The following is a 17,311-nucleotide window of genomic DNA, read 5'->3' on the forward strand; positions in this document are numbered from 1 at the left end:
TTGGTGGGGGCGGGCTTTTATTGCTCACCATAGTCAAAGATCAAATCCCATTCGGCGACGGAGGGGCCAATTAATAGCGCCATCTTTTGAGCACTCTGCGCGTAGATTTTCCTAGACCGACCATGTTCGTCTAGCGTGCCGGAAACATATTGAGCGTCTTCCAGTCTGGCGTAGTAAGTGACTTCGCTAAATTTGTTTTTGGCAAAAAGATCGTATACATCCATCCGGCCGCTGTAGGTGTCTTGGAGCGTCAGCAAACTGTTTGGGGCAGGCATTCGGGGTTGTGTTTCAAGGGGGCTTCTCCCCCCACCCCCCAACTCCTTCATTGATGCCAAGAAGCTGGCCTTCCCGCTCGTGCCGATCTCGATGTTGCCGTCTTCGATCTTCACGTAGCCGCCGCTGCCGTTCAGCAAGATCCGTTGCGGAGCTGAGATCACGATGTCGGCGGCTGTGCTCTGCACGTCCACAGCTTGTGCGGCGGTCAGCGTGAACGACCCGCTTTGCGCTTGCAGGTTGACGTTGCCGGTGGCCGCGTGCAGCTTCATACCGGCGTCTTGCACGCCATGTTGCGGGTCTTTGACTTCCCCGCGCGTGAACAGGCTGATGCCGTCCTTGACTGCCCACGCATGGTGGCGCTGCGCCAGCAGACTGGCATCCTGGGCTGCAGTCAGGGTGAGGTGCTCACCCGCAGTGAGCACCGTATGGGCTGGGGTGAGGCCGGCTGCCGCGCCCGATGCGCTCAGCAGCAGGTCGGGGCGGGCGGTGGCTGCGGGGGCGCCTTGCTCGCTGTTCAGTCGATGCGCCAGACTCTGCTCGGTGTGCCGCAGGGCCTGCCATGCGGGCAAGGGCTCGTCAGCAGGCGCGGTGGGCAAATGGGCGCGGTGGGTGTGTGCATTCGTGTGCAAGGCCTGTACCAACTCGGCATGCTGGCGAAGCTGGGCTTGTGCTTCGTCACTTGCCATGGCTTGTCCTTGTCCCGATGCGGTGCCTCCGGCCTGACCGTGGGTGCTCAGGTGCAGGCCACGGCCCGCACGCAGCGCGCCTTGCGCCGCCGTGTGCAATTCCAGCCCGTGCCCCCGTGAGGCTAAGCGTTGGTTGTGATGCTGTTGCAGTAGGTGGCCCATCTGCAGCCAGGTCTGGGCCTGGGTGGTGTGCAGCAGGGTGCGCCCCTGCCCGGGGGTGTCGTCGAACACCAGTTGGTTATGGGCGCCCTGGCCGTTTTGAGAGCTGTCCAGACTCTGGCTTTTGAACCCGCTGAGCGTGGCCGGATGCGCATGGCCGGCCTGGGTGCCGGGAAACCAGGCGGGGGCATTGCCGGTGGCCCGGGCGGCGCCCGACCCGATGTCGTTGCCTTGCCCATCCGGCGTGCCTTGTCCGTTGTAGGCAGCGCCGATGACCACGGGGCGGTCGATGTCGCCCTCCAGAAAGGCCACGATGACTTCTTGCCCCACGCGTGGGATGAAGACACTGCCCCAGTTCGCCCCGGCCCAGCTTTGGGCGACACGCACCCACGTGCCAGCGGTGGCGTTGGCCGGCGCGTTGTCGTCAGCCGTGGGGCTCAGGCGGTGGCTGCTGTGTGCGCCTCGTTGCCAATGGAACTGCACCTTGATGCGGCCATCCCGGTCGGTATGCAGGGCGTCACCGTTGCCCACCACGAGGGCGGTCTGGGTGCCCCACGCCGTCGGCTTGGGGTGCAGCAGTCGCCCGTCCGGGCTGTGCTGCGCGGCACGCACCGGCACGTGCTTGCGCTGCGCTGTCAGGCTGGCCTGGTAAACCGGCTCGTCGTTGGGGTATTCAAGGCCCAGCAGGTGTTGCAGGCCCGCTTGGGCATCGGCGCTCAGGTTGTTGCGTGCGCGGTGCACCATCCCCAGCACCACAAAATCGGCGTCACCATCGTGTTCGGTGTGTGCAGCGTGATCCAATAGGGTGAAGGTCGTGCCGGGTTGCAAGGTGCGCACGGTCCCTTGGCCCTCGAAGCGCTTGCGGGCGCTGTCCAGTTGTTCGAGCTGAATGCGTGCACGGCGCTCAGCCTGCGCAGGGCTTTCGTAGGCGTACGCCCCGGGCTGATCCGTGTGGGTCAGTGAGATGGCCTGATCATGCGCCGCCGCTGAGTCCACGGTAGCCCCATGGCTGAGAACGGCGCGGTAGTCCCAACTTGCCGTGTGCAGGCGGCTGGGACCCAGTCGACGGTGGGCGTGCCATTGCGTCAGGCTGTCTTCTTTCAGCGTGGCACTGGCCTGTGTGAAGCGGATGCGGGGCTGTGCATTCGGGCGAAAGGCGCCAGCGTGGTCCGCCAGGACCAAGGTGTGCTGTCCCAGTGTGTCGGGGGCGCTCAGGTCGGCGGTGTGCTCGAACCAGCCGAACAAGCCTTCTTCGACCCACAGGCGCTGCAGAAATGCCAGGTCGCTTTCCTGGAATTGGATGCACAGCGAGCGGCGGGGGAATGCGGCGCGGTCAGCCACGTCCAGGCGCCACTGGGGCGCCAGCTTGCCCTGCGAGGCGTAGTCTTGAAAAATGGCCTCGGTGATCTCCAGCACGTTCTGGTCCTGAAACACCCATGCGTCGGTGCGGTGGGCCAGAACGGCCAGCCAGGGTTCGACGTGCAAGCGATAGCGCGCGTAGCCACCGTCGCCCCCCAGCAGCTCGAAGCGGGTCACATGGCCATGAAAGGGGCGCAACGCGCCATGGTGTGCGGTGAGCAACTCCAACAACACCGGCTGACCGATCAAGTCACCCCCCGACAGGTCAGCTCGGGTGCTCAGGGCCAGAATGGACAGGCCGAAGCCGGCGGTGGGAGCAGGGGTGCCGGGCTGCGGCGCCAGGTTGGGGCGCCATCCCTCGCCGGGCAGAAGCGTTTCGACGAGGGTGGCTCGCTCGGCCAGCAGGGCGTCAGCCCCCAGCGGGGTATGCAAGCGCAGCAGGCGGGTGTGTTGGTTCGGGCCCCACGAGGCCAGTTCGGCCAGCCAGTCGCCCAGCCGGTCTCGGACCGCGCCGCCCAGCGCCGTCTGAATGCCGGAAAGATCCGTCATGTGTCCATCCCTGATGTGTCTTTGTGGTGCGCACTCGGTGCTCACCCGACGGTGGCCTGATGCGGATGGCGGGACGGTAGCGGAAAACCCGCTTTGATGCGGCCGGTTTCCCCCGCATGGGGGCCGGTGTGCACCAGCAATGTGCAAGCAAATGTGAGCCGTGTATGCCGGTGTGGCGTCCGGCCGTGCAAAGCAGGCCTGATCCTTGCAGCGGGTTGATTTGCAACAATCGGTCAGACTTGGACTGGCGCGTTGGTGGCGCACCGATTTACAGTAGACGGCACTCACAGGAGATGGACACCATGACCATGCAGAAGACCTCAGCCTTTTCCTTGACCAAGCTGGCGGCTGCCGCCGTGTCGCTGCTGACCTTGGGTGTGGTGGCGACGCAGCCCGCACATGCCGAGGAAGAGAAGGTCCTCAACATTTACAACTGGTCGAACTACATTGCCCCGGACACCATCGCCAATTTCGAGAAGGAAACCGGCATCAAGGTCCGCTACGACAACTTCGACAGCAACGAAATCGTCCATGCCAAACTGGTAGCGGGCAAGACGGGCTACGACATCGTGGTGCCCTCGTCGTACTGGGCCAAGATGCAGGCCGATGGGGGTTTGCTGCAAAAGCTCGACAAGAGCAAATTGCCCAACCTGAAAAATCTGGATCCGGCCTTCCAGGCCCAACTGGGGATGATGGATCCCGGCAACCAGTACATGGTGGACTGGCTGTGGGGCTACACCACCGTGGGCATCAACGTGGACAAGGTCAAGGCTGCGCTGGGCAACATGCCCATGCCCGAGAACGCCTGGGATCTGATCTTCAAGCCCGAGTACATCAGCAAGCTCAAGACGTGTGGGGTCTCGATCCTCGACTCCCCCACCGAGCTGGTGCCGGCTGCGCTGCACTACCTGGGCAAACCGGCGTTCAGCAAGAACATTGCCGACTATCAGGCGGTGCCGGCTTTGCTCAAGAGCATCCGTCCCTATGTGACCTTGTTCAGCTCGTCGGGTTACATCAACGACATGGCCAACGGGTCGATCTGTGCGGCCTTCGGCTATTCGGGTGACATCAACATCGCCAAGAACCGGGCCATCGAAGGCAAGACGGGTCAGCACATCCAGACCCTGACGCCCAAGACCGGTGGGGTCGTGTTCATGGACGTGATGGTGATCCCGGCCGATGCGCCCCATCCGGAAAACGCGCACAAGTGGATGAACTACATCATGCGTCCTGAAGTGCATGCGGGTTTGACCAACAAGGTGTTCTACGCCAACCCCAATCTGGCGTCGCGCAAGTTCATCAAGCCTGAAATCGCCAATGACCCGGCGGTGTACCCGCCAGAGGCCGACATGAAGAAGATGGCGCAACCGACGGCGGTGAACAACGACATCCGCCGTCAGATGACGCGCATCTACACCTCGTTCAAGACAGGGCTGTGAGCATGGTGGGGCAGGCCGCAGACGGTTTTCTGAGCATCCGTCATCTCGTCAAGGAGTTTGTCAGCGACGATGGCGGGTCGTTCCGCGCGGTGGATGACATCTCGCTGGACATTCGCCAAGGCGAGATCTTTGCGTTGCTGGGGCCGTCTGGTTGCGGCAAGACCTCGCTGCTGCGGATGTTGGGTGGGTTTGACCTGCCCACGTCCGGCGCCATCATCCTGGGTGGGCAAGATCTGGCGCAGCTGGCGCCGTTCGAGCGGCCCATCAACATGATGTTCCAGAGCTATGCGCTGTTCCCGCACCTCTCGGTGTGGGAAAACATCGCGTTTGGCCTCAAGCGTGAAGGCTTGTCCAAGGACGTGGTGGCCGAGCGCGTGGAGGCCATGCTCAAGCTGGTGCAGTTGGGCAAGTTTGCGCAGCGCAAGCCCCACCAGATGTCCGGCGGACAACAGCAGCGTGTGGCCCTGGCCCGCTCGCTCGCCAAGCAGCCCAAGTTGCTGTTGCTGGACGAGCCGCTGGGTGCGCTGGACAAGAAGCTGCGCGAAGAAACCCAGATCGAGCTGGTGAACATCATCGAGTCGGTGGGCGTGACCTGCGTGATGGTGACCCACGATCAGGAAGAGGCCATGACCATGGCCAGCCGCATCGGGATCATGAGCGAGGGCTCGATCCTGCAGGTCGGCACCCCCAACGAGATTTACGAAACCCCCACCAGCCGCTTTGTGGCCGACTTCATCGGCAACGTGAACCTGATGGACGGTACCTTGGCGGTGGACGAGGCCAGCCACGTCGAGATCCAGTGCGACGATGTGCGCCATTGGGTCGGGCATGGCATCACCGGTCACGAAGGCATGCCGGTGACCGTGGCGTTGCGCCCCGAGAAAATCCGCATTTCGCCTCGCCCGCCCGTGCCCGGTGAAGAAGACCTGGCGCCTGCGCCGCTCAATCAGGTCAAGGGCAAGATCAAGGACATGGTCTACTTTGGCAGCGACACGCTGTATCACCTGCAGATGCCCAGTGGGGCCATCCTGAAGGTCAGCCAGAGCAACACCGAGCGCCATCCGGACGACCACCTGACTTGGGATGACGAGGCCTATGCGTGGTGGACGCCGTCGGCCCACGTGGTCCTGACGCAGTAAGAGGGCGCGATGAGTTCAGTCCGCCCCAAGCTCAAATGGTCTGAACGCCCCGTCGTGGGCGTGCCATACCTGTGGCTGCTGGTGTTCTTCCTGCTGCCCTTTTTGATCGTGTTGAAGATCAGCGTCTCTGAAATGGAGATGGTGAGCTTTGGTGACATCGTCACCTGGGCAGACGGGGTGCTGAACATCAAGATCAAGTTCAGCAATTACCTGTTCATCACCCAGGACGATCTTTATTTCAAGACCTATCTGGCCAGCCTGAAGTACGCCGCCATCACGACGGTGCTGTGCCTGATGATCGGCTACCCCTTCGCCTACTTCATGGCCCGCGCTGCGAAGGCTTGGCAGCCGGCCTTGCTGATGATGGTGATGTTGCCGTTCTGGACATCGTTCTTGCTGCGTGTGTATGCGTGGAAGGCGTTGTTGAGTGAGGGCGGTTGGGTGGCACGTGTGCTGGATGCCTTGCATGTGGATCAGGTCTTGATCCTGGCTGGGCTGATTCCGGGGCCGGGGCAGTACCTGAATACGGCGTTCTCTCTGGTGCTGGGCATGACCTACACCTACTTGCCCTTCATGATCCTGCCGCTGTATGCCAATCTGTCCAAGATGGACATGCGTTTGCTGGAGGCCGCATCCGATTTGGGGGCAACGCCGTGGACGGCCTTCTGGAAGGTGACCGTGCCCTTGTCTCGGGCGGGCATCGTCGCCGGTTCGATGCTGGTGTTCATTCCTTGTGTCGGGGAGTTCGTGATCCCCGAATTGCTGGGCGGACCGGAGACCTTGATGATCGGTCGCGTGCTGTGGGATGAGTTCTTCTCGAACAACGATTGGCCGATGGCCTCGGCCGTGGCCGTGGTCATGATCTTGCTGATCCTGGTGCCCTTGGCCTTGTTCAACAAGGCGCAGTCCGACTCGCAGGAGGGGCGGCGATGAGAAAGGCGCTGATTCCCTCTTGGCAGCGCGCGGGACGCTGGGCATCGCGGGTGTGGTTGACGGCAGGCTTTGCCTTCCTGTATCTGCCCATCGTGGCGCTGGTGGTGTACTCGTTCAACGATTCGCCGCTGCCGACCGTGTGGGGTGGTTTCACCCTGGAATGGTTCCGCAAGCTGGTGCATGACACCGAGTTGCTCGAAGGGCTGTGGCTGTCACTCAAGACGGCATTTTGTACCGCCACCGCAGCCGTCGTGCTGGGCACCTGTGCCGCCTGGGCGCTGAGCAAGCACAAGCGTTTTGGTGGCCGCACCTTGATGGTGGGCATGATCAATGCCCCGCTGGTGATGCCCGAGGTGATCATCGGCCTGTCTTTGCTGCTGATGTTGGTGTCGGTCCAGCGCGTGTTGGGCTTTCCGGAGCGCGGCATGTTGACCATCTGGATGGGCCATTTGCTGGTGGGCATGGCCTATGCCACGGTGGTCATCCAGGCCCGATTGCAGACCCTCAATCCCCAACTGGAAGAGGCAGCGCAGGATCTGGGGGCACGGCCCTTGCAAGTGTTCTTTCTGGTGACGCTCCCGATGATTGCGCAATCGCTGGCTTCGGCATGGTTGCTGACCTTCACTCTGTCGCTGGACGATGTGGTGCTGGCGGCGTTTCTGTCGGGGCCGGGCTCGACGACGATGCCGCTGGTCATCTTCTCGCGTGCACGACTGGGGCTGGATCCCAGCGTGAATGCCGTGGCGACCCTGGTCATTGCCGTGGTGGCCGTGGCCGTGGTCGGAGGCAGTTACCTGTTGGCGCGCGCTGAGCGTCGCCGTACCCAAGAGATGGCCCAGGCCGCACGGTCCTGAGCGAGAGCATGTCCATACACAAGGAGCACCGCACCATGAAGCGCACCCTGACCTGGTCCCTGATGCCGGTGGCATTGGCCATCTGTACGGCTTTTCCGGCCCCAGCCATGGCCCAGAGCAACCAGGAGTTGCTCAAGGAGTTGCGTGCGCTGAAGGCCCGAATGGCCGAGCTGGAAAAGAAACTGGAGGCGCAAGCGGCTGCCCCTGCCGCGGCACCTCAGGCGGCCGTTGCGGCGTCGACGGCTCCGGCAGGCATGACCGAGGAGCAGCAGCAAGAGTTCAACCGCATCGCGGTGAAGACCGAGGCGCTGGAAGACTCGCGGGACATGCTGGGCTTCAAGGGCTTGAAGGTTTCGGGCTACATGGACCCGACCTTCATCTACAACCGTCGTCAGGACCGGGCAGGCTTCCAGTTTTTGAACTCGGTGGGCGAAGGTGGCTACACCTATGACGACTCGTACATGGGTACGGTGGCGCTGGACTTCCTGAAGGAAACCGACAGTGGCGCGCGCTGGCACCTGACCTTGTCACCGCAGCGCAGCACGCAGGCGGTGTCCGAGGGCAGCAACTCCATCCTGCACGAGGCCTCGGTGTCGATTCCCTTGAGCGACCTGCAGACGCGTTTCATCGCCGGTCACATTCCTGACTGGTCAGGCTATGAGTATCTGCAGCCGACGCTGAACAAGCTGGTGACGCACAACCTGCTGTTTGATCTGACCTTGCCCACTGCCTACACAGGGGCAGGCATGGAGTTGACGCGCGACAAGTGGATCATCAAGAGCGTGCTGGCCAACATGAACGGCAGCAAGCGCAATGCCCGTGAGAAGACCCCCGTGCTGGCCTACCGTGTGGACTATGCCAAGGGCGAGTTCCAGGGCTTTGGCTTTGCGGGTGTGCATGGCATGGCAGCCAACAACACCGAGAACGTGTTGGATGGGTCGGGGGAGGTTGTTTCCCAGCGTGATTCCCGCGTGGATCTGTTCGAATTCGATGCGTATTTCATCCGGGGTGACTGGACGGTGCAAGGTCAGTTGAGCTTGGGGCGTCAGAAGAAGGCTTCGATCACCGCAGATCCGGACACCGGGGCGCTGCGTGATGCGTACTGGACCGGTTTCTCGACCTTGGCTGCGTACAAGTTCGAACCCTGGCTGGAAGGCATTGCCCGCTTCGATTACATCTTCAACAAGAAGAATGGCGGGGGCTTGCTGACGTATGCGACGCCGGATGGCATCAACGGCATCGGGCCGGATCAACTCAGTGGCGATGCCAACAAGGGTGTCAATCGCGGTGCCTTGACCTTGGGCTTGGGCTACAACTTCAACCTGAACACTACCTTCAAGTTCGAATACCGCTATGACTGGGCCACTGGTGCGGTGTTCGAAGATGCCAAATCAGGCGGCTACAAGAAGAACAACCAGTTGTTGAGCACGGCCGTGGTCGTCAGCTTCTGATGTGGCGACACGCATGAAAACGGGGCCCTTGCGGCCCCGTTTTGCATGGTGCGCCAGCCGGGCTCACACGCCCAGTTTGTCCCTCAAGTCGTAGTACATCGCGCCCATGGCGGTGAGGGGCACGCGCAGCAGTCGTCCACCAGGGAACGGGTAATGCGGCAGGTTGGCGAAGGCGTCGAAGCGGGTGGCTTGCCCGCGAATGGCTTCGCTCAGGACGCGCCCGATCAGGTGGGTGAAGGTGACGCCGTGGCCGGAGCATCCTTGCGAGAAATAGATGTTGGGCGAGAGGCGGCCCACCTCGGGCAATCGGGTCAGGGTGAGCAGGAAGTTGCCCGTCCAACCGTAGTCGATGCGCACATCCTTCAGTTGCGGGAAGGTCTTCAGCAGCTTGGGGCGGATGATGGCTTCGACGTGAGCGGGATCGCGTGCGCCGTAGATCACTCCGCCTCCGTACAGCAGGCGTCGATCGGCCGACAGGCGGAAGTAATCCAGCAGGAAGTTGCAGTCTTCCACACAGTGATCGGTGGGCAGGATTTCGGGGAAGCGGTCGCCCAGTGGTTCGGTCGCGATCACCTGTGTGCCGCAGGGCATGGAGCGTGAAGCCAGGCGTGGCTCCAGGTCACCAATGTAGGCATTGCAGGCCACGATGACGAAGCGAGCCTTGACTTGCCCGGACGCGGTGTGCACCACGGCCGGATCGCCTCGGTCGACGCGTGTCACGGGGGATTGTTCGAAGATGCGGCCACCCAGTGACTCCAGGGCCGCGGCTTCACCTTGTGCCAGACGCAAGGGATGGACGTGGCCCGCGCTGCGGTCGAGCAGCGCGGCCTTGTAGCGTCGCGAGCCGATGTGCCGTTCGGCTTCTGCCGCATCCAGCAAGTCAAGCTCACGGTGCCCCAGGCGCTCCCAAAGCGCCTTGTGGTGTTCCAGTTGATGCACCTGTTTGGCGCTCAGGGCCGTGAACATGCCGCCGGGCTTGAAGTGGCAATCGATCTGGTACTGGGCAATGCGCTCTTTGATGATGCGGGCGCCTTCGAACGCCATGCTGCCCAGCGAGGTGGCGGTGGCGGGGCCGTAACGGGCTTCGATGACATCAATGTCGCGGGAATAGCTGTGCACCAACTGGCCGCCGTTGCGGCCCGATGCGCCCCAACCCACGCGCGAGGCTTCGAGCACGATGACCTTGAAGCCGGCTTCGGCCAGATGCAAGGCGGAGGACAGGCCGGTGTAACCGGCACCGATGATGCAGACATCGGCGTCCAGGGCGCCGACCAGCGCCGGGCGGTCCGGTTGAGGCAAGCCGCTGGCGGCGTAGTACGAGGGGGCGTGCCGGCTCGGATCGTGGCTGGCACAAGGGGCGGTGGCGGTACGCATGGTGACGGGTCCTGTCAGACGTGCAAGAGCAGGTGCTCGCGCTCCCACGGCGAAATCACTTTCATGAATTCGCTGTGCTCGGTTTCCTTGACCTCGGTGTAGACGCTCACGAACTCGTGGCCCAGCACGTCGGCCAGATCGGTTTCGTTGCGCAACAGCTCGATCGCTTCACCCAGGCTGCGTGGCAGGGCGTAGTCGCCCAGGTACGCGTCGCCCCGGCATTCGGGCGTGGGCTCGATCTGCTTCATGATGCCCAGATAGCCGCATGCCAGGGTGGCGGCCAGCGCGACATAGGGGTTGGCATCGGCGCCGATCACGCGGTTTTCGATGCGGCGTGCGGCCGGGGGCGCCAGGGGCGAACGGAAGCCCACGGTGCGGTTGTCCATGCCCCACTGGATGTTGATGGGGGCGGCGGCAAAGCGCACCAGGCGGCGGTAGCTGTTGACATAGGGGGCCAGCAAGGCCATGGCTGCAGGGATGTAGCGCTGCAGACCACCGATGTACCAGTAAAACGCTTTGGAGGGGGTGCCGTCGGGGTTGCTGAAGATGTTGGCGCCCGTGACCTTGTCCACCACGCTTTGGTGCACATGCATGGCGCTGCCCGGCTCGTTGGCGATGGGCTTGGCCATGAAGGTGGCGTACATGTCGTGACGCAGGGCGGCTTCACGCACGGTGCGCTTGAAGAAGAACACTTCGTCGGCCAGCGACATCGGGTGGTCATGGAAGAAGTTGATCTCCATCTGCCCGGCACCGATTTCGTGGATCAGCGTGTCCACGTTGAGTTGCATGGCTTCGCAGTAGGCGTAGATGTCTTCAAACAGCGGGTCGAACTCGTTGACCGCATCGATCGAGTAGGCCTGGCGCGAGGTTTCCGCGCGGCCGCTGCGGCCCTTCGGCGGTTTCAGCGGCAGGTCGGGGTCCACGTTGCGCTCGACCAGATAGAACTCCAGTTCGGGCGCCACCACGGGGGACCAGCCTTGGGCGTCGAACAGATCACAGACCCGTTTGAGGACCGAGCGGGGGGCAAAGGGGATGAGCCGGCCATCCCGGTCGTAGCAATCGTGGATGACTTGCGCGGTGGGGTCGGCGGCCCAGGGCACGATGCGGGCGGTGGTGGGGTCGGCCCGCAGGTGCATGTCGTGGTCGGTGGCGCTGATGACGTCGTAGTAGGGGCCGGACTCGGGCATTTCGCCCGTGACGCCCATGGCGACCACGATTTCAGGCAGGCGCATGCCCCGGTCTTCGGTGAAACGGTCACGCGGCAGGATCTTGCCGCGGGCGACGCCGGTGAGGTCGGGCACCAGGCATTCCACCTCGGTGACACCTTGCTGATGGAACCATTGCTCCAGGTCGCTGAAGGAGCGACAGGGGGGCGTGTTGTGGGACATGGCAAACGCTCGCTTTCAGGCAGTGGATCGGGGCGGGCGGGCAGAGGGCTCGCGGCACAGCTTCGTGCGCTCAGCGCGAAGGTGGCCGGTGACGATCGCGCCAGTCCTGGCAAGCTTGACCAAAAGCCGTGAGAATGGCCATGGACACGGGGTTGGTGGCCGCTTGCCACTCGGGGTGCCATTGCACGCACAGGCTGAAGCCTGGGCTCTGAGAGATGGAGAACGCTTCGACCAGCCCGTCTGGGGCGAGGGCTTCGACGCGCAGGCCGGGTGCCAGGCGCTTGATGCCCTGCCCGTGCACGCTGTTGACCTGCACCGACGGGGTCTTCAGGATCTTGATCAGTTGGCCGTCGGGCGACAGGTGGACGGGGTGGGCCGGGCCGTATTGCACTGCCACGGGAACCTCGTCGCCGCCGGCGCGGTGGTCGTTCAGACCGGGCTGCTCGTGCACGGCCTGGTGCAAGGTGCCCCCCAGCGCGACATTCGCTTCCTGAAAGCCGCGGCAGACGCCCAGCAGGGGCAAGCCCCGCTCAACGGCCAGGCGAATCAGCGGCAAGGTCCATTGATCGCGGGCGGGGTCGAGCGGGAGCGAAGGGTCGTGCACCGGCTCGTCGAAGTGGCTGGGGTCCACATTGGAGGGCGAACCGGTCAGGAACAGGCCATCGGCCATGTCCAGCCAGTCGGCCAGCTCGTCAGGATGGGCCGCAGGCACCACCACGGGGAGGCAGCCAGCCAGACGCACCGCCGTGACGTACTTCTGGCCAACCATGTGGAAAGGGTGACGTCCCAGCGGGCGATTGCAGGCGGGGATCAGCACCCGGGGCGCGTGGCGGGGCAACGCCTGAGCCAACGGTGTAGCGTGAGCGGGGGGCTTGGCAGCTTCGATGTGAACCATGTGGGCTGTTGGAACCGCGATGACCAAACGATAGCCGGAAACGAATCCGACCGGAAGCCCTGGTAACCACGCAAGAACCGGTCCAGCCTATGTCAACGTGTGAGCCATTCCACAATCGGGCGCCATTGCGCCAGGTCTTTGTCGACCTTGTGGGGCGGGACGTCCCACAGACTCAGGCCATGGGCCGCCAGATGGGTGTAGTTCTGGGTGTCGCGCAACTGGGCCAGCCAAGGGATGTCGAGCGTACGCAGAAACGCTTGCAGGTGTTCGGCCGCCTTGGTGTGGTCTTTGACCCGGTTGGCCACCACCCCCAGTTGCAGCTTGCGGGCCCGTTTTTGCTGGTGCAGCGCCGACAGGAAGTCTTGCGTGGCGTAGATGTCGAAGACGCTGGCCTGCAGCGGCACGATCACCTTGTCTGCAATTTTGCAGACGGCTTCCAGGCGTTTGCCGTGCAGGCCGGCCGGTGTGTCCAGCACCACGTGGGTGATGCCTTTGGGCGGGCGCGCGATGTCGTCCTTGTCAATGTCCCAGCTGGCCACGGTGGGCAGATGGCTGGGGCGCAGTTGCAGCCACAGACGCGACGACTGCTGGCGGTCGATGTCGCCCAGCATGGTCGCGTGACCCTGGCGGGCAAAGTAGCCTGCAATGTTGCTTGACAGCGTGGACTTGCCCACGCCGCCCTTGGGGTTGGCGACCACGATCACCGGCATGCTGTTGACTCCTGTTGACGACAGGTGGAGGCGCTGAAGTGCGGCTCATTATCGGGGCTGACCGTGCGAACTGTGTGACGCTGGCACCTTTTTGGCTAGAGTGGAGAGGGGAGCCGCCGAATGGCTTCCGGGACAGGAGTGTGCAGATGACCGCTTTTTCTTCTCCCAGTGCCCAGGCACGCATCTGGCGCGATCGCGCCGACGCGCTCGTGGCCGAGCAGCGCCTGGATGGACGTGCATGGATCGACGGACAGCGGGTGGCTGCCCAGGGCGGGGCGACGTTCGATTGCGTGTCGCCCATCGACGGTCGGGTTCTGGGCCAGATTGCCCGTGGGCAGGCGGCCGATGTGGATGCGGCGGTGCAGGTGGCCCGCCGCACGTTTGAGGCAGGGGTTTGGTCTCGTCAGGCGCCGGTGGCTCGCAAAAAAGTGCTGCAGCGCTGGGCCGAGCTGATGGTTCAGCACAAGGACGAACTGGCTCTGCTGGAAACGCTGGACATGGGCAAACCCATTCAGTACAGCCTCAGTGTGGACGTGCCGCTGGCGGTGCGTTGCATCGCCTGGTATGCCGAAGCGATCGACAAGGTGTACGACGAGGTGGCCCCGACGGGCCCGGATGCCCTGGCCATGATCCAGCGCGAGGCGGTGGGGGTCGTGGGGGCCATCGTGCCCTGGAACTACCCGATGCTGATGGCCGCCTGGAAGCTGGGGCCAGCCTTGGCCACGGGCAACAGTGTGGTCATCAAACCCTCGGAAAAATCGTCTCTGACCGCCATGCGCATGGCCGAACTGGCGCACAAGGCGGGCTTGCCGGCCGGTGTGCTCAACGTGGTGCCGGGCTATGGCCATGAGGCGGGCGAGGCGCTGGCCTTGCACATGGACGTTGATGCGCTGGGCTTCACCGGGTCCACCCGTGTGGGGCGCAAGATGCTGACTTACGCCGCCGAGTCCAACCTCAAGCGCGTGTTCAACGAACTGGGTGGCAAGTCCGCCTTCGTGGTCTTTGACGACGTGGGCAGCGTTCAGCGTGCCGCCAAGGCGGTGGCCGGGTCCTTGTTTTTCAACCAGGGCGAGTCTTGCAATGCACCGTCTCGCCTGGTGGTGCACGAGGCCGTGGCCGATGCCGTGCTGGAGGAGGTGCTGGCCATGGCCCCGCACCACCAGCCGGCGGATCCGCTGGATCCCTCGACCGTGATGGGCGCCTTGGTCGATGCCGGGCAGTTGCGCACCGTGCTGGGTTACATCGACCAGGGCAAGGCGCAGGGTGCGCGTTGCGTGGCCGGTGGCGAACAAGTGCTGGCCGAAACCGGGGGCTACTACGTGCAGCCCACGGTGTTTGACGGTGTGCGCAACGACATGACCATTGCCCAAGAGGAAATCTTCGGGCCAGTCCTCAGCGTGATCCGCTTTCAGGATGAGGCCGAGGCCATTCAGATCGCCAATGGCACGCCCTACGGTCTGCAAGCCAGTGTGTGGAGCCAGGGGCTGGACCGGGCCCATCGCGTGGCGCGGGCCATCCGGGCTGGAACGGTGCATGTCAACCAATACGACGAGGATGACATGACCGTGCCGTTTGGAGGCTTCAAGCAGTCCGGCAACGGGCGCGACAAGTCCTTGCATGCCCTGGACAAGTACACCGAGCTCAAAACGACCTGGATTCGCATCAACCCGGCCTGACTTGGGGCGACAATTGCGGAATGTCCTCCGCCGTTCAGCTTGATATCGCCTGCTTGTGTGCCGATTGGTGCGGCACGTGTCGTGAATACGCCGACACCTTTGCTGCCCTTCAGCAAGCCTTGCCGGGACACCGCTATCGGTGGATCGACATCGAAGACGAATCGGACCTGGTTGGTGATGTGGACGTGGAAACCTTCCCGACGCTGCTGGTGGCGGCGCAAGGGCATGTCCTGTTTGCGGGTCCTGTTTTGCCGCGCTTGGCCGATGCACAGCGCCTGGTCGAGGTTCAGCAAAGCCGGGCCGCTGAAGCCATGACGTCAGGCCGCTGGCCCGCCGCGACCGCGCAAGGCGTACCGGCCGATCAGTGGGTGGCGTTCAGTGCGGTGGCGTTGTCGCTGGCGCGTGCCGAAGACTGATCCGCTTCGCCTTCATCCACCGCTTCGGACAACACCCAGGCCGCCATGGCCGAACGCAGCCAATCATCCACGGCGCGTGGCGCTCGTGCAGCGAGGGCGGAAGTCTTGACGGATGGGGTAAGGGTTAGCGAGTCCATGATCGTCGTCCTGGGCCATCTGAAGCGATGACGCCTTATTCCTATCGACCATGTTGGTGCATCTGTGAAGGCTGAGCCCGCGGATCAACGGGGCAAATGTCACGCATTTTTGTGGGCACTGCAGGACGTACCCCAAATCAGAGCAATCAGCGTGTGGCGCCGACTGGCTTGGCTGTTTGAGCCAGTTGGAGTGCCAAGCGGCGCAAGGCTTCCCAGGCGTCGTCCGGCCACTGCGGGTGGCGCAGGCCTTTGACGATGCCGTCCACGGTGCTGGCGTTGGCCACCAGGCGAGCCAGGGCGGTGGCCTTGGCTTGCGGCAAGATGCGTTCGAACAGGCGTTCGCGCGGGCCCCAGACACGTTGCTCGCGCAGCACCATGGGCAGCGGCTTGCCACCATCCAGGGCCGTGCGGGCGCGGTACAGCCCCAGGATGTCTTCGGCCAGGGCCCAGTGCACCAGCACGGCGGCCTCGCCTTCGGCCTGCAGACCGTCGATCATGCGCAGCGTGCGTTCAATCTGACCCGACAGCACGGCTTCGCTGAGCTTGAACACGTTGAAGCGCGCCACATCGACCACGGCCTCTTCGATCTGCTCGATGGTGAGGGTGCCGGGCGGGTGCAGCAGGCCCAGTTTGACGATTTCCTGATGGGCGGCGAGCAGATTGCCTTCGACCCGGTCGGCGAAAAACGCCAGGGTCCGCTGCCCGGCTTCGCCGGGTTCGACCTGCTGACCTTGCGCGGCCAGGCGTTGGGCGATCCACAAGGGCAGTTGCTGGCGCTCAATCGGGTCGCAGCGCACGCTCACGCCGACCCCATCCAGTGCGGTGAACCAGGCGCTGCTCAGTTGGGTCTTGTCGAGGCGAGGCAGCGTGACCAAGGTGATCACGCCGTCGTTGCCCACGGCCGCATCGCAATACTGTTGCAGGGCTTGAGAGCCCTCTTTGCCCGGCTTGCCGGACGGAATGCGGATGTCGATGAACTGGCGATCACCGAACAGCGACATCTCGCTGGCTGCCCCCAACAGACTGGACCAGTCGAAGTAGGCGCCGCTCACGGTGTGAATCTGCCGCTCGGTGTAGCCCGCCGCCTTGGCGGCTGCCCGGATGGCGTCGCCGGCCTCCTGTGCCAGCAGGGCTTCATCGCCGTGCAGGATGTAGATCGGCTTGAGCGCGCCACCCGATTTGCTCAGGTGGTTGGCAAGCTGGTCATGGCGCAGTTGCATGAGGCAGAGGCCGTCCTGAGCGGATCAGGGCCGAGCCAGCGAGCTGGCGCTGACCGATGAGGCGGCGCTGGCCGGGGTGGCTGGTGCGACCAGATCAACCTGGCGGATGGTGGCCAGACGGCGCAAGACCTGTCCGACGATGTCGGTCTGCATGGCCTTTTGCAAGGCGGCCGACTCGTCCTGCTTGGACAGCGCATCCTTTTCGTTGTAGCTCAGGTCGCGTGCCAGCCCCACTTCGGTGGAGGGCATCAGGATGCTGCCATCGGCGCGTTTGACCCGAAAGCGCACGCTGGTGCGCACGCTCATGACCCGCACCTGCCCATAGGCCGTTTTGGTCACGACCACCATGTCGCGGTTGTCGGCTTGCGCGTCAAACACCACGTGGCTGCTGGGCACGGTTGCGGCCGAGGCCGCTTGGGTGGCCGCGAGGGTGCTGTCCACCACGCGCACGCCACTGGCTTCCAGGGCGCGCGCCAACTCGTTGGCCAGAGGTGAGTTGCCGGCAAAGCCGGTGAGTTGAATGGTCTGGAACGCCATGGTTTGACCGCCACGGCGCAGCTGGAAGCCGCAACCGCTCAGGGTGCCCAGGAGCAGGCCGGCGCTCAGGCCAGCCACCAGGGTGCGTTGGAGCAGGGGGCGGCGCTGCATGA

Annotated in this window: 15 protein-coding genes; 7 read left to right on the forward strand and 8 right to left on the reverse strand. The window is 63.8% G+C overall.

What is annotated here, in order from left to right:
* Positions 1-17: 17 nt before the first annotated feature.
* Positions 18-3,029, reverse strand: a complete 3,012-nt coding sequence (locus tag ACOYNB_RS00760; RefSeq protein ID WP_422837201.1) for a type VI secretion system Vgr family protein — start codon at positions 3,027-3,029, stop codon at positions 18-20.
* 308 nt (positions 3,030-3,337) lie between these two features.
* On the opposite strand from ACOYNB_RS00760, the gene ACOYNB_RS00765 reads away from it, so the two are divergent.
* The 5 genes from ACOYNB_RS00765 to ACOYNB_RS00785 are packed head-to-tail and all read left to right on the forward strand — an operon-like array spanning position 3,338 to position 8,845.
* Positions 3,338-4,468 (forward strand): polyamine ABC transporter substrate-binding protein, encoded by a 1,131-nt coding sequence (locus ACOYNB_RS00765; protein WP_422837443.1) that lies wholly within the window; start codon positions 3,338-3,340, stop codon positions 4,466-4,468.
* Between the two features lie 2 nt (positions 4,469-4,470).
* Positions 4,471-5,607 (forward strand): ABC transporter ATP-binding protein, encoded by a 1,137-nt coding sequence (locus ACOYNB_RS00770; protein WP_422837444.1) that lies wholly within the window; start codon positions 4,471-4,473, stop codon positions 5,605-5,607.
* A gap of 9 nt (positions 5,608-5,616) precedes the next feature.
* A complete protein-coding gene (locus tag ACOYNB_RS00775; RefSeq protein ID WP_422837202.1) occupies positions 5,617-6,540 on the forward strand; it encodes an ABC transporter permease in 924 nt (307 codons plus the stop codon).
* Entirely contained in the window at positions 6,537-7,394 is an 858-nt protein-coding gene (locus tag ACOYNB_RS00780) for an ABC transporter permease (protein WP_374259232.1), read from the forward strand. Before ACOYNB_RS00775 ends, ACOYNB_RS00780 begins: the two co-directional genes overlap by 4 nt.
* A 35-nt stretch (positions 7,395-7,429) precedes the next feature.
* Entirely contained in the window at positions 7,430-8,845 is a 1,416-nt protein-coding gene (locus ACOYNB_RS00785; protein WP_422837203.1) for a DUF3138 family protein, read from the forward strand.
* 63 nt (positions 8,846-8,908) lie between these two features.
* On the opposite strand, the gene ACOYNB_RS00790 is transcribed toward ACOYNB_RS00785, so the two are convergent.
* The 4 genes from ACOYNB_RS00790 to ACOYNB_RS00805 all read right to left on the reverse strand — a co-directional run bounded on the left by ACOYNB_RS00790 (position 8,909) and on the right by ACOYNB_RS00805 (position 13,212).
* Complete coding sequence (locus ACOYNB_RS00790; protein ID WP_422837204.1) at positions 8,909-10,219, reverse strand: NAD(P)/FAD-dependent oxidoreductase; 1,311 nt, start codon at positions 10,217-10,219, stop codon at positions 8,909-8,911.
* Positions 10,220-10,233: 14 nt separating this feature from the next.
* Complete coding sequence (locus ACOYNB_RS00795; protein ID WP_422837205.1) at positions 10,234-11,607, reverse strand: glutamine synthetase family protein; 1,374 nt, start codon at positions 11,605-11,607, stop codon at positions 10,234-10,236.
* A gap of 70 nt (positions 11,608-11,677) precedes the next feature.
* A complete protein-coding gene (locus ACOYNB_RS00800; RefSeq protein ID WP_422837206.1) occupies positions 11,678-12,502 on the reverse strand; it encodes a gamma-glutamyl-gamma-aminobutyrate hydrolase family protein in 825 nt (274 codons plus the stop codon).
* Between the two features lie 92 nt (positions 12,503-12,594).
* On the reverse strand, positions 12,595-13,212 hold the full coding sequence (locus ACOYNB_RS00805) for a ParA family protein (RefSeq protein WP_422837207.1): 618 nt from the start codon (positions 13,210-13,212) through the stop codon (positions 12,595-12,597).
* A 146-nt stretch (positions 13,213-13,358) separates the two neighbouring features.
* Between ACOYNB_RS00805 and ACOYNB_RS00810 the strand changes: the two genes are divergently transcribed.
* Together ACOYNB_RS00810 and ACOYNB_RS00815 are read left to right on the forward strand one after the other, a co-directional pair.
* Positions 13,359-14,888 carry an aldehyde dehydrogenase gene (locus ACOYNB_RS00810; protein WP_422837208.1) on the forward strand — a complete coding sequence of 510 codons (1,530 nt, stop codon included), beginning with the start codon at positions 13,359-13,361 and terminating at the stop codon, positions 14,886-14,888.
* A gap of 20 nt (positions 14,889-14,908) precedes the next feature.
* Complete coding sequence (locus ACOYNB_RS00815) at positions 14,909-15,304, forward strand: thioredoxin family protein (protein WP_422837209.1); 396 nt, start codon at positions 14,909-14,911, stop codon at positions 15,302-15,304.
* Here ACOYNB_RS00815 and ACOYNB_RS00820 read toward each other — a convergent pair.
* The 3 genes from ACOYNB_RS00820 to lptE form a co-directional block, all read right to left on the reverse strand.
* The gene (locus ACOYNB_RS00820; protein ID WP_422837210.1) at positions 15,250-15,441 is read right to left on the reverse strand and encodes a hypothetical protein; all 192 of its coding nucleotides are present in this window, start codon (positions 15,439-15,441) and stop codon (positions 15,250-15,252) included. The two genes, ACOYNB_RS00815 and ACOYNB_RS00820, sit on opposite strands and share 55 nt — an antisense overlap.
* Positions 15,442-15,587: 146 nt before the next feature.
* Positions 15,588-16,661 carry a DNA polymerase III subunit delta gene (holA, locus tag ACOYNB_RS00825; RefSeq protein ID WP_422837212.1) on the reverse strand — a complete coding sequence of 358 codons (1,074 nt, stop codon included), beginning with the start codon at positions 16,659-16,661 and terminating at the stop codon, positions 15,588-15,590.
* A 24-nt stretch (positions 16,662-16,685) separates the two neighbouring features.
* Entirely contained in the window at positions 16,686-17,309 is a 624-nt protein-coding gene (gene lptE / locus ACOYNB_RS00830) for an LPS assembly lipoprotein LptE (RefSeq protein ID WP_422837214.1), read from the reverse strand.
* Between the last annotated feature and the right edge of the window lie 2 nt (positions 17,310-17,311).

The sequence above is a fragment of the Aquabacterium sp. genome (assembly GCF_049317225.1).
Classification (GTDB): Bacteria; Pseudomonadota; Gammaproteobacteria; order Burkholderiales; family Burkholderiaceae_C; genus Aquabacterium.

What these genes read in the sequence shown, in the direction of transcription:
- ACOYNB_RS00760 (WP_422837201.1), bottom strand. Translation starts at nt 3,029, where the DNA reads ATGACGGATCTTTCCGGCATTCAGACGGCGCTGGGCGGCGCGGTCCGA.
- ACOYNB_RS00765 (WP_422837443.1), top strand. Translation starts at nt 3,338, where the DNA reads ATGCAGAAGACCTCAGCCTTTTCCTTGACCAAGCTGGCGGCTGCCGCC.
- ACOYNB_RS00770 (WP_422837444.1), top strand. Translation starts at nt 4,471, where the DNA reads ATGGTGGGGCAGGCCGCAGACGGTTTTCTGAGCATCCGTCATCTCGTC.
- ACOYNB_RS00775 (WP_422837202.1), top strand. Translation starts at nt 5,617, where the DNA reads ATGAGTTCAGTCCGCCCCAAGCTCAAATGGTCTGAACGCCCCGTCGTG.
- ACOYNB_RS00780 (WP_374259232.1), top strand. Translation starts at nt 6,537, where the DNA reads ATGAGAAAGGCGCTGATTCCCTCTTGGCAGCGCGCGGGACGCTGGGCA.
- ACOYNB_RS00785 (WP_422837203.1), top strand. Translation starts at nt 7,430, where the DNA reads ATGAAGCGCACCCTGACCTGGTCCCTGATGCCGGTGGCATTGGCCATC.
- ACOYNB_RS00790 (WP_422837204.1), bottom strand. Translation starts at nt 10,219, where the DNA reads ATGCGTACCGCCACCGCCCCTTGTGCCAGCCACGATCCGAGCCGGCAC.
- ACOYNB_RS00795 (WP_422837205.1), bottom strand. Translation starts at nt 11,607, where the DNA reads ATGTCCCACAACACGCCCCCCTGTCGCTCCTTCAGCGACCTGGAGCAA.
- ACOYNB_RS00800 (WP_422837206.1), bottom strand. Translation starts at nt 12,502, where the DNA reads ATGGTTCACATCGAAGCTGCCAAGCCCCCCGCTCACGCTACACCGTTG.
- ACOYNB_RS00805 (WP_422837207.1), bottom strand. Translation starts at nt 13,212, where the DNA reads ATGCCGGTGATCGTGGTCGCCAACCCCAAGGGCGGCGTGGGCAAGTCC.
- ACOYNB_RS00810 (WP_422837208.1), top strand. Translation starts at nt 13,359, where the DNA reads ATGACCGCTTTTTCTTCTCCCAGTGCCCAGGCACGCATCTGGCGCGAT.
- ACOYNB_RS00815 (WP_422837209.1), top strand. Translation starts at nt 14,909, where the DNA reads ATGTCCTCCGCCGTTCAGCTTGATATCGCCTGCTTGTGTGCCGATTGG.
- ACOYNB_RS00820 (WP_422837210.1), bottom strand. Translation starts at nt 15,441, where the DNA reads ATGGACTCGCTAACCCTTACCCCATCCGTCAAGACTTCCGCCCTCGCT.
- holA (WP_422837212.1), bottom strand. Translation starts at nt 16,661, where the DNA reads ATGCAACTGCGCCATGACCAGCTTGCCAACCACCTGAGCAAATCGGGT.
- lptE (WP_422837214.1), bottom strand. Translation starts at nt 17,309, where the DNA reads ATGCAGCGCCGCCCCCTGCTCCAACGCACCCTGGTGGCTGGCCTGAGC.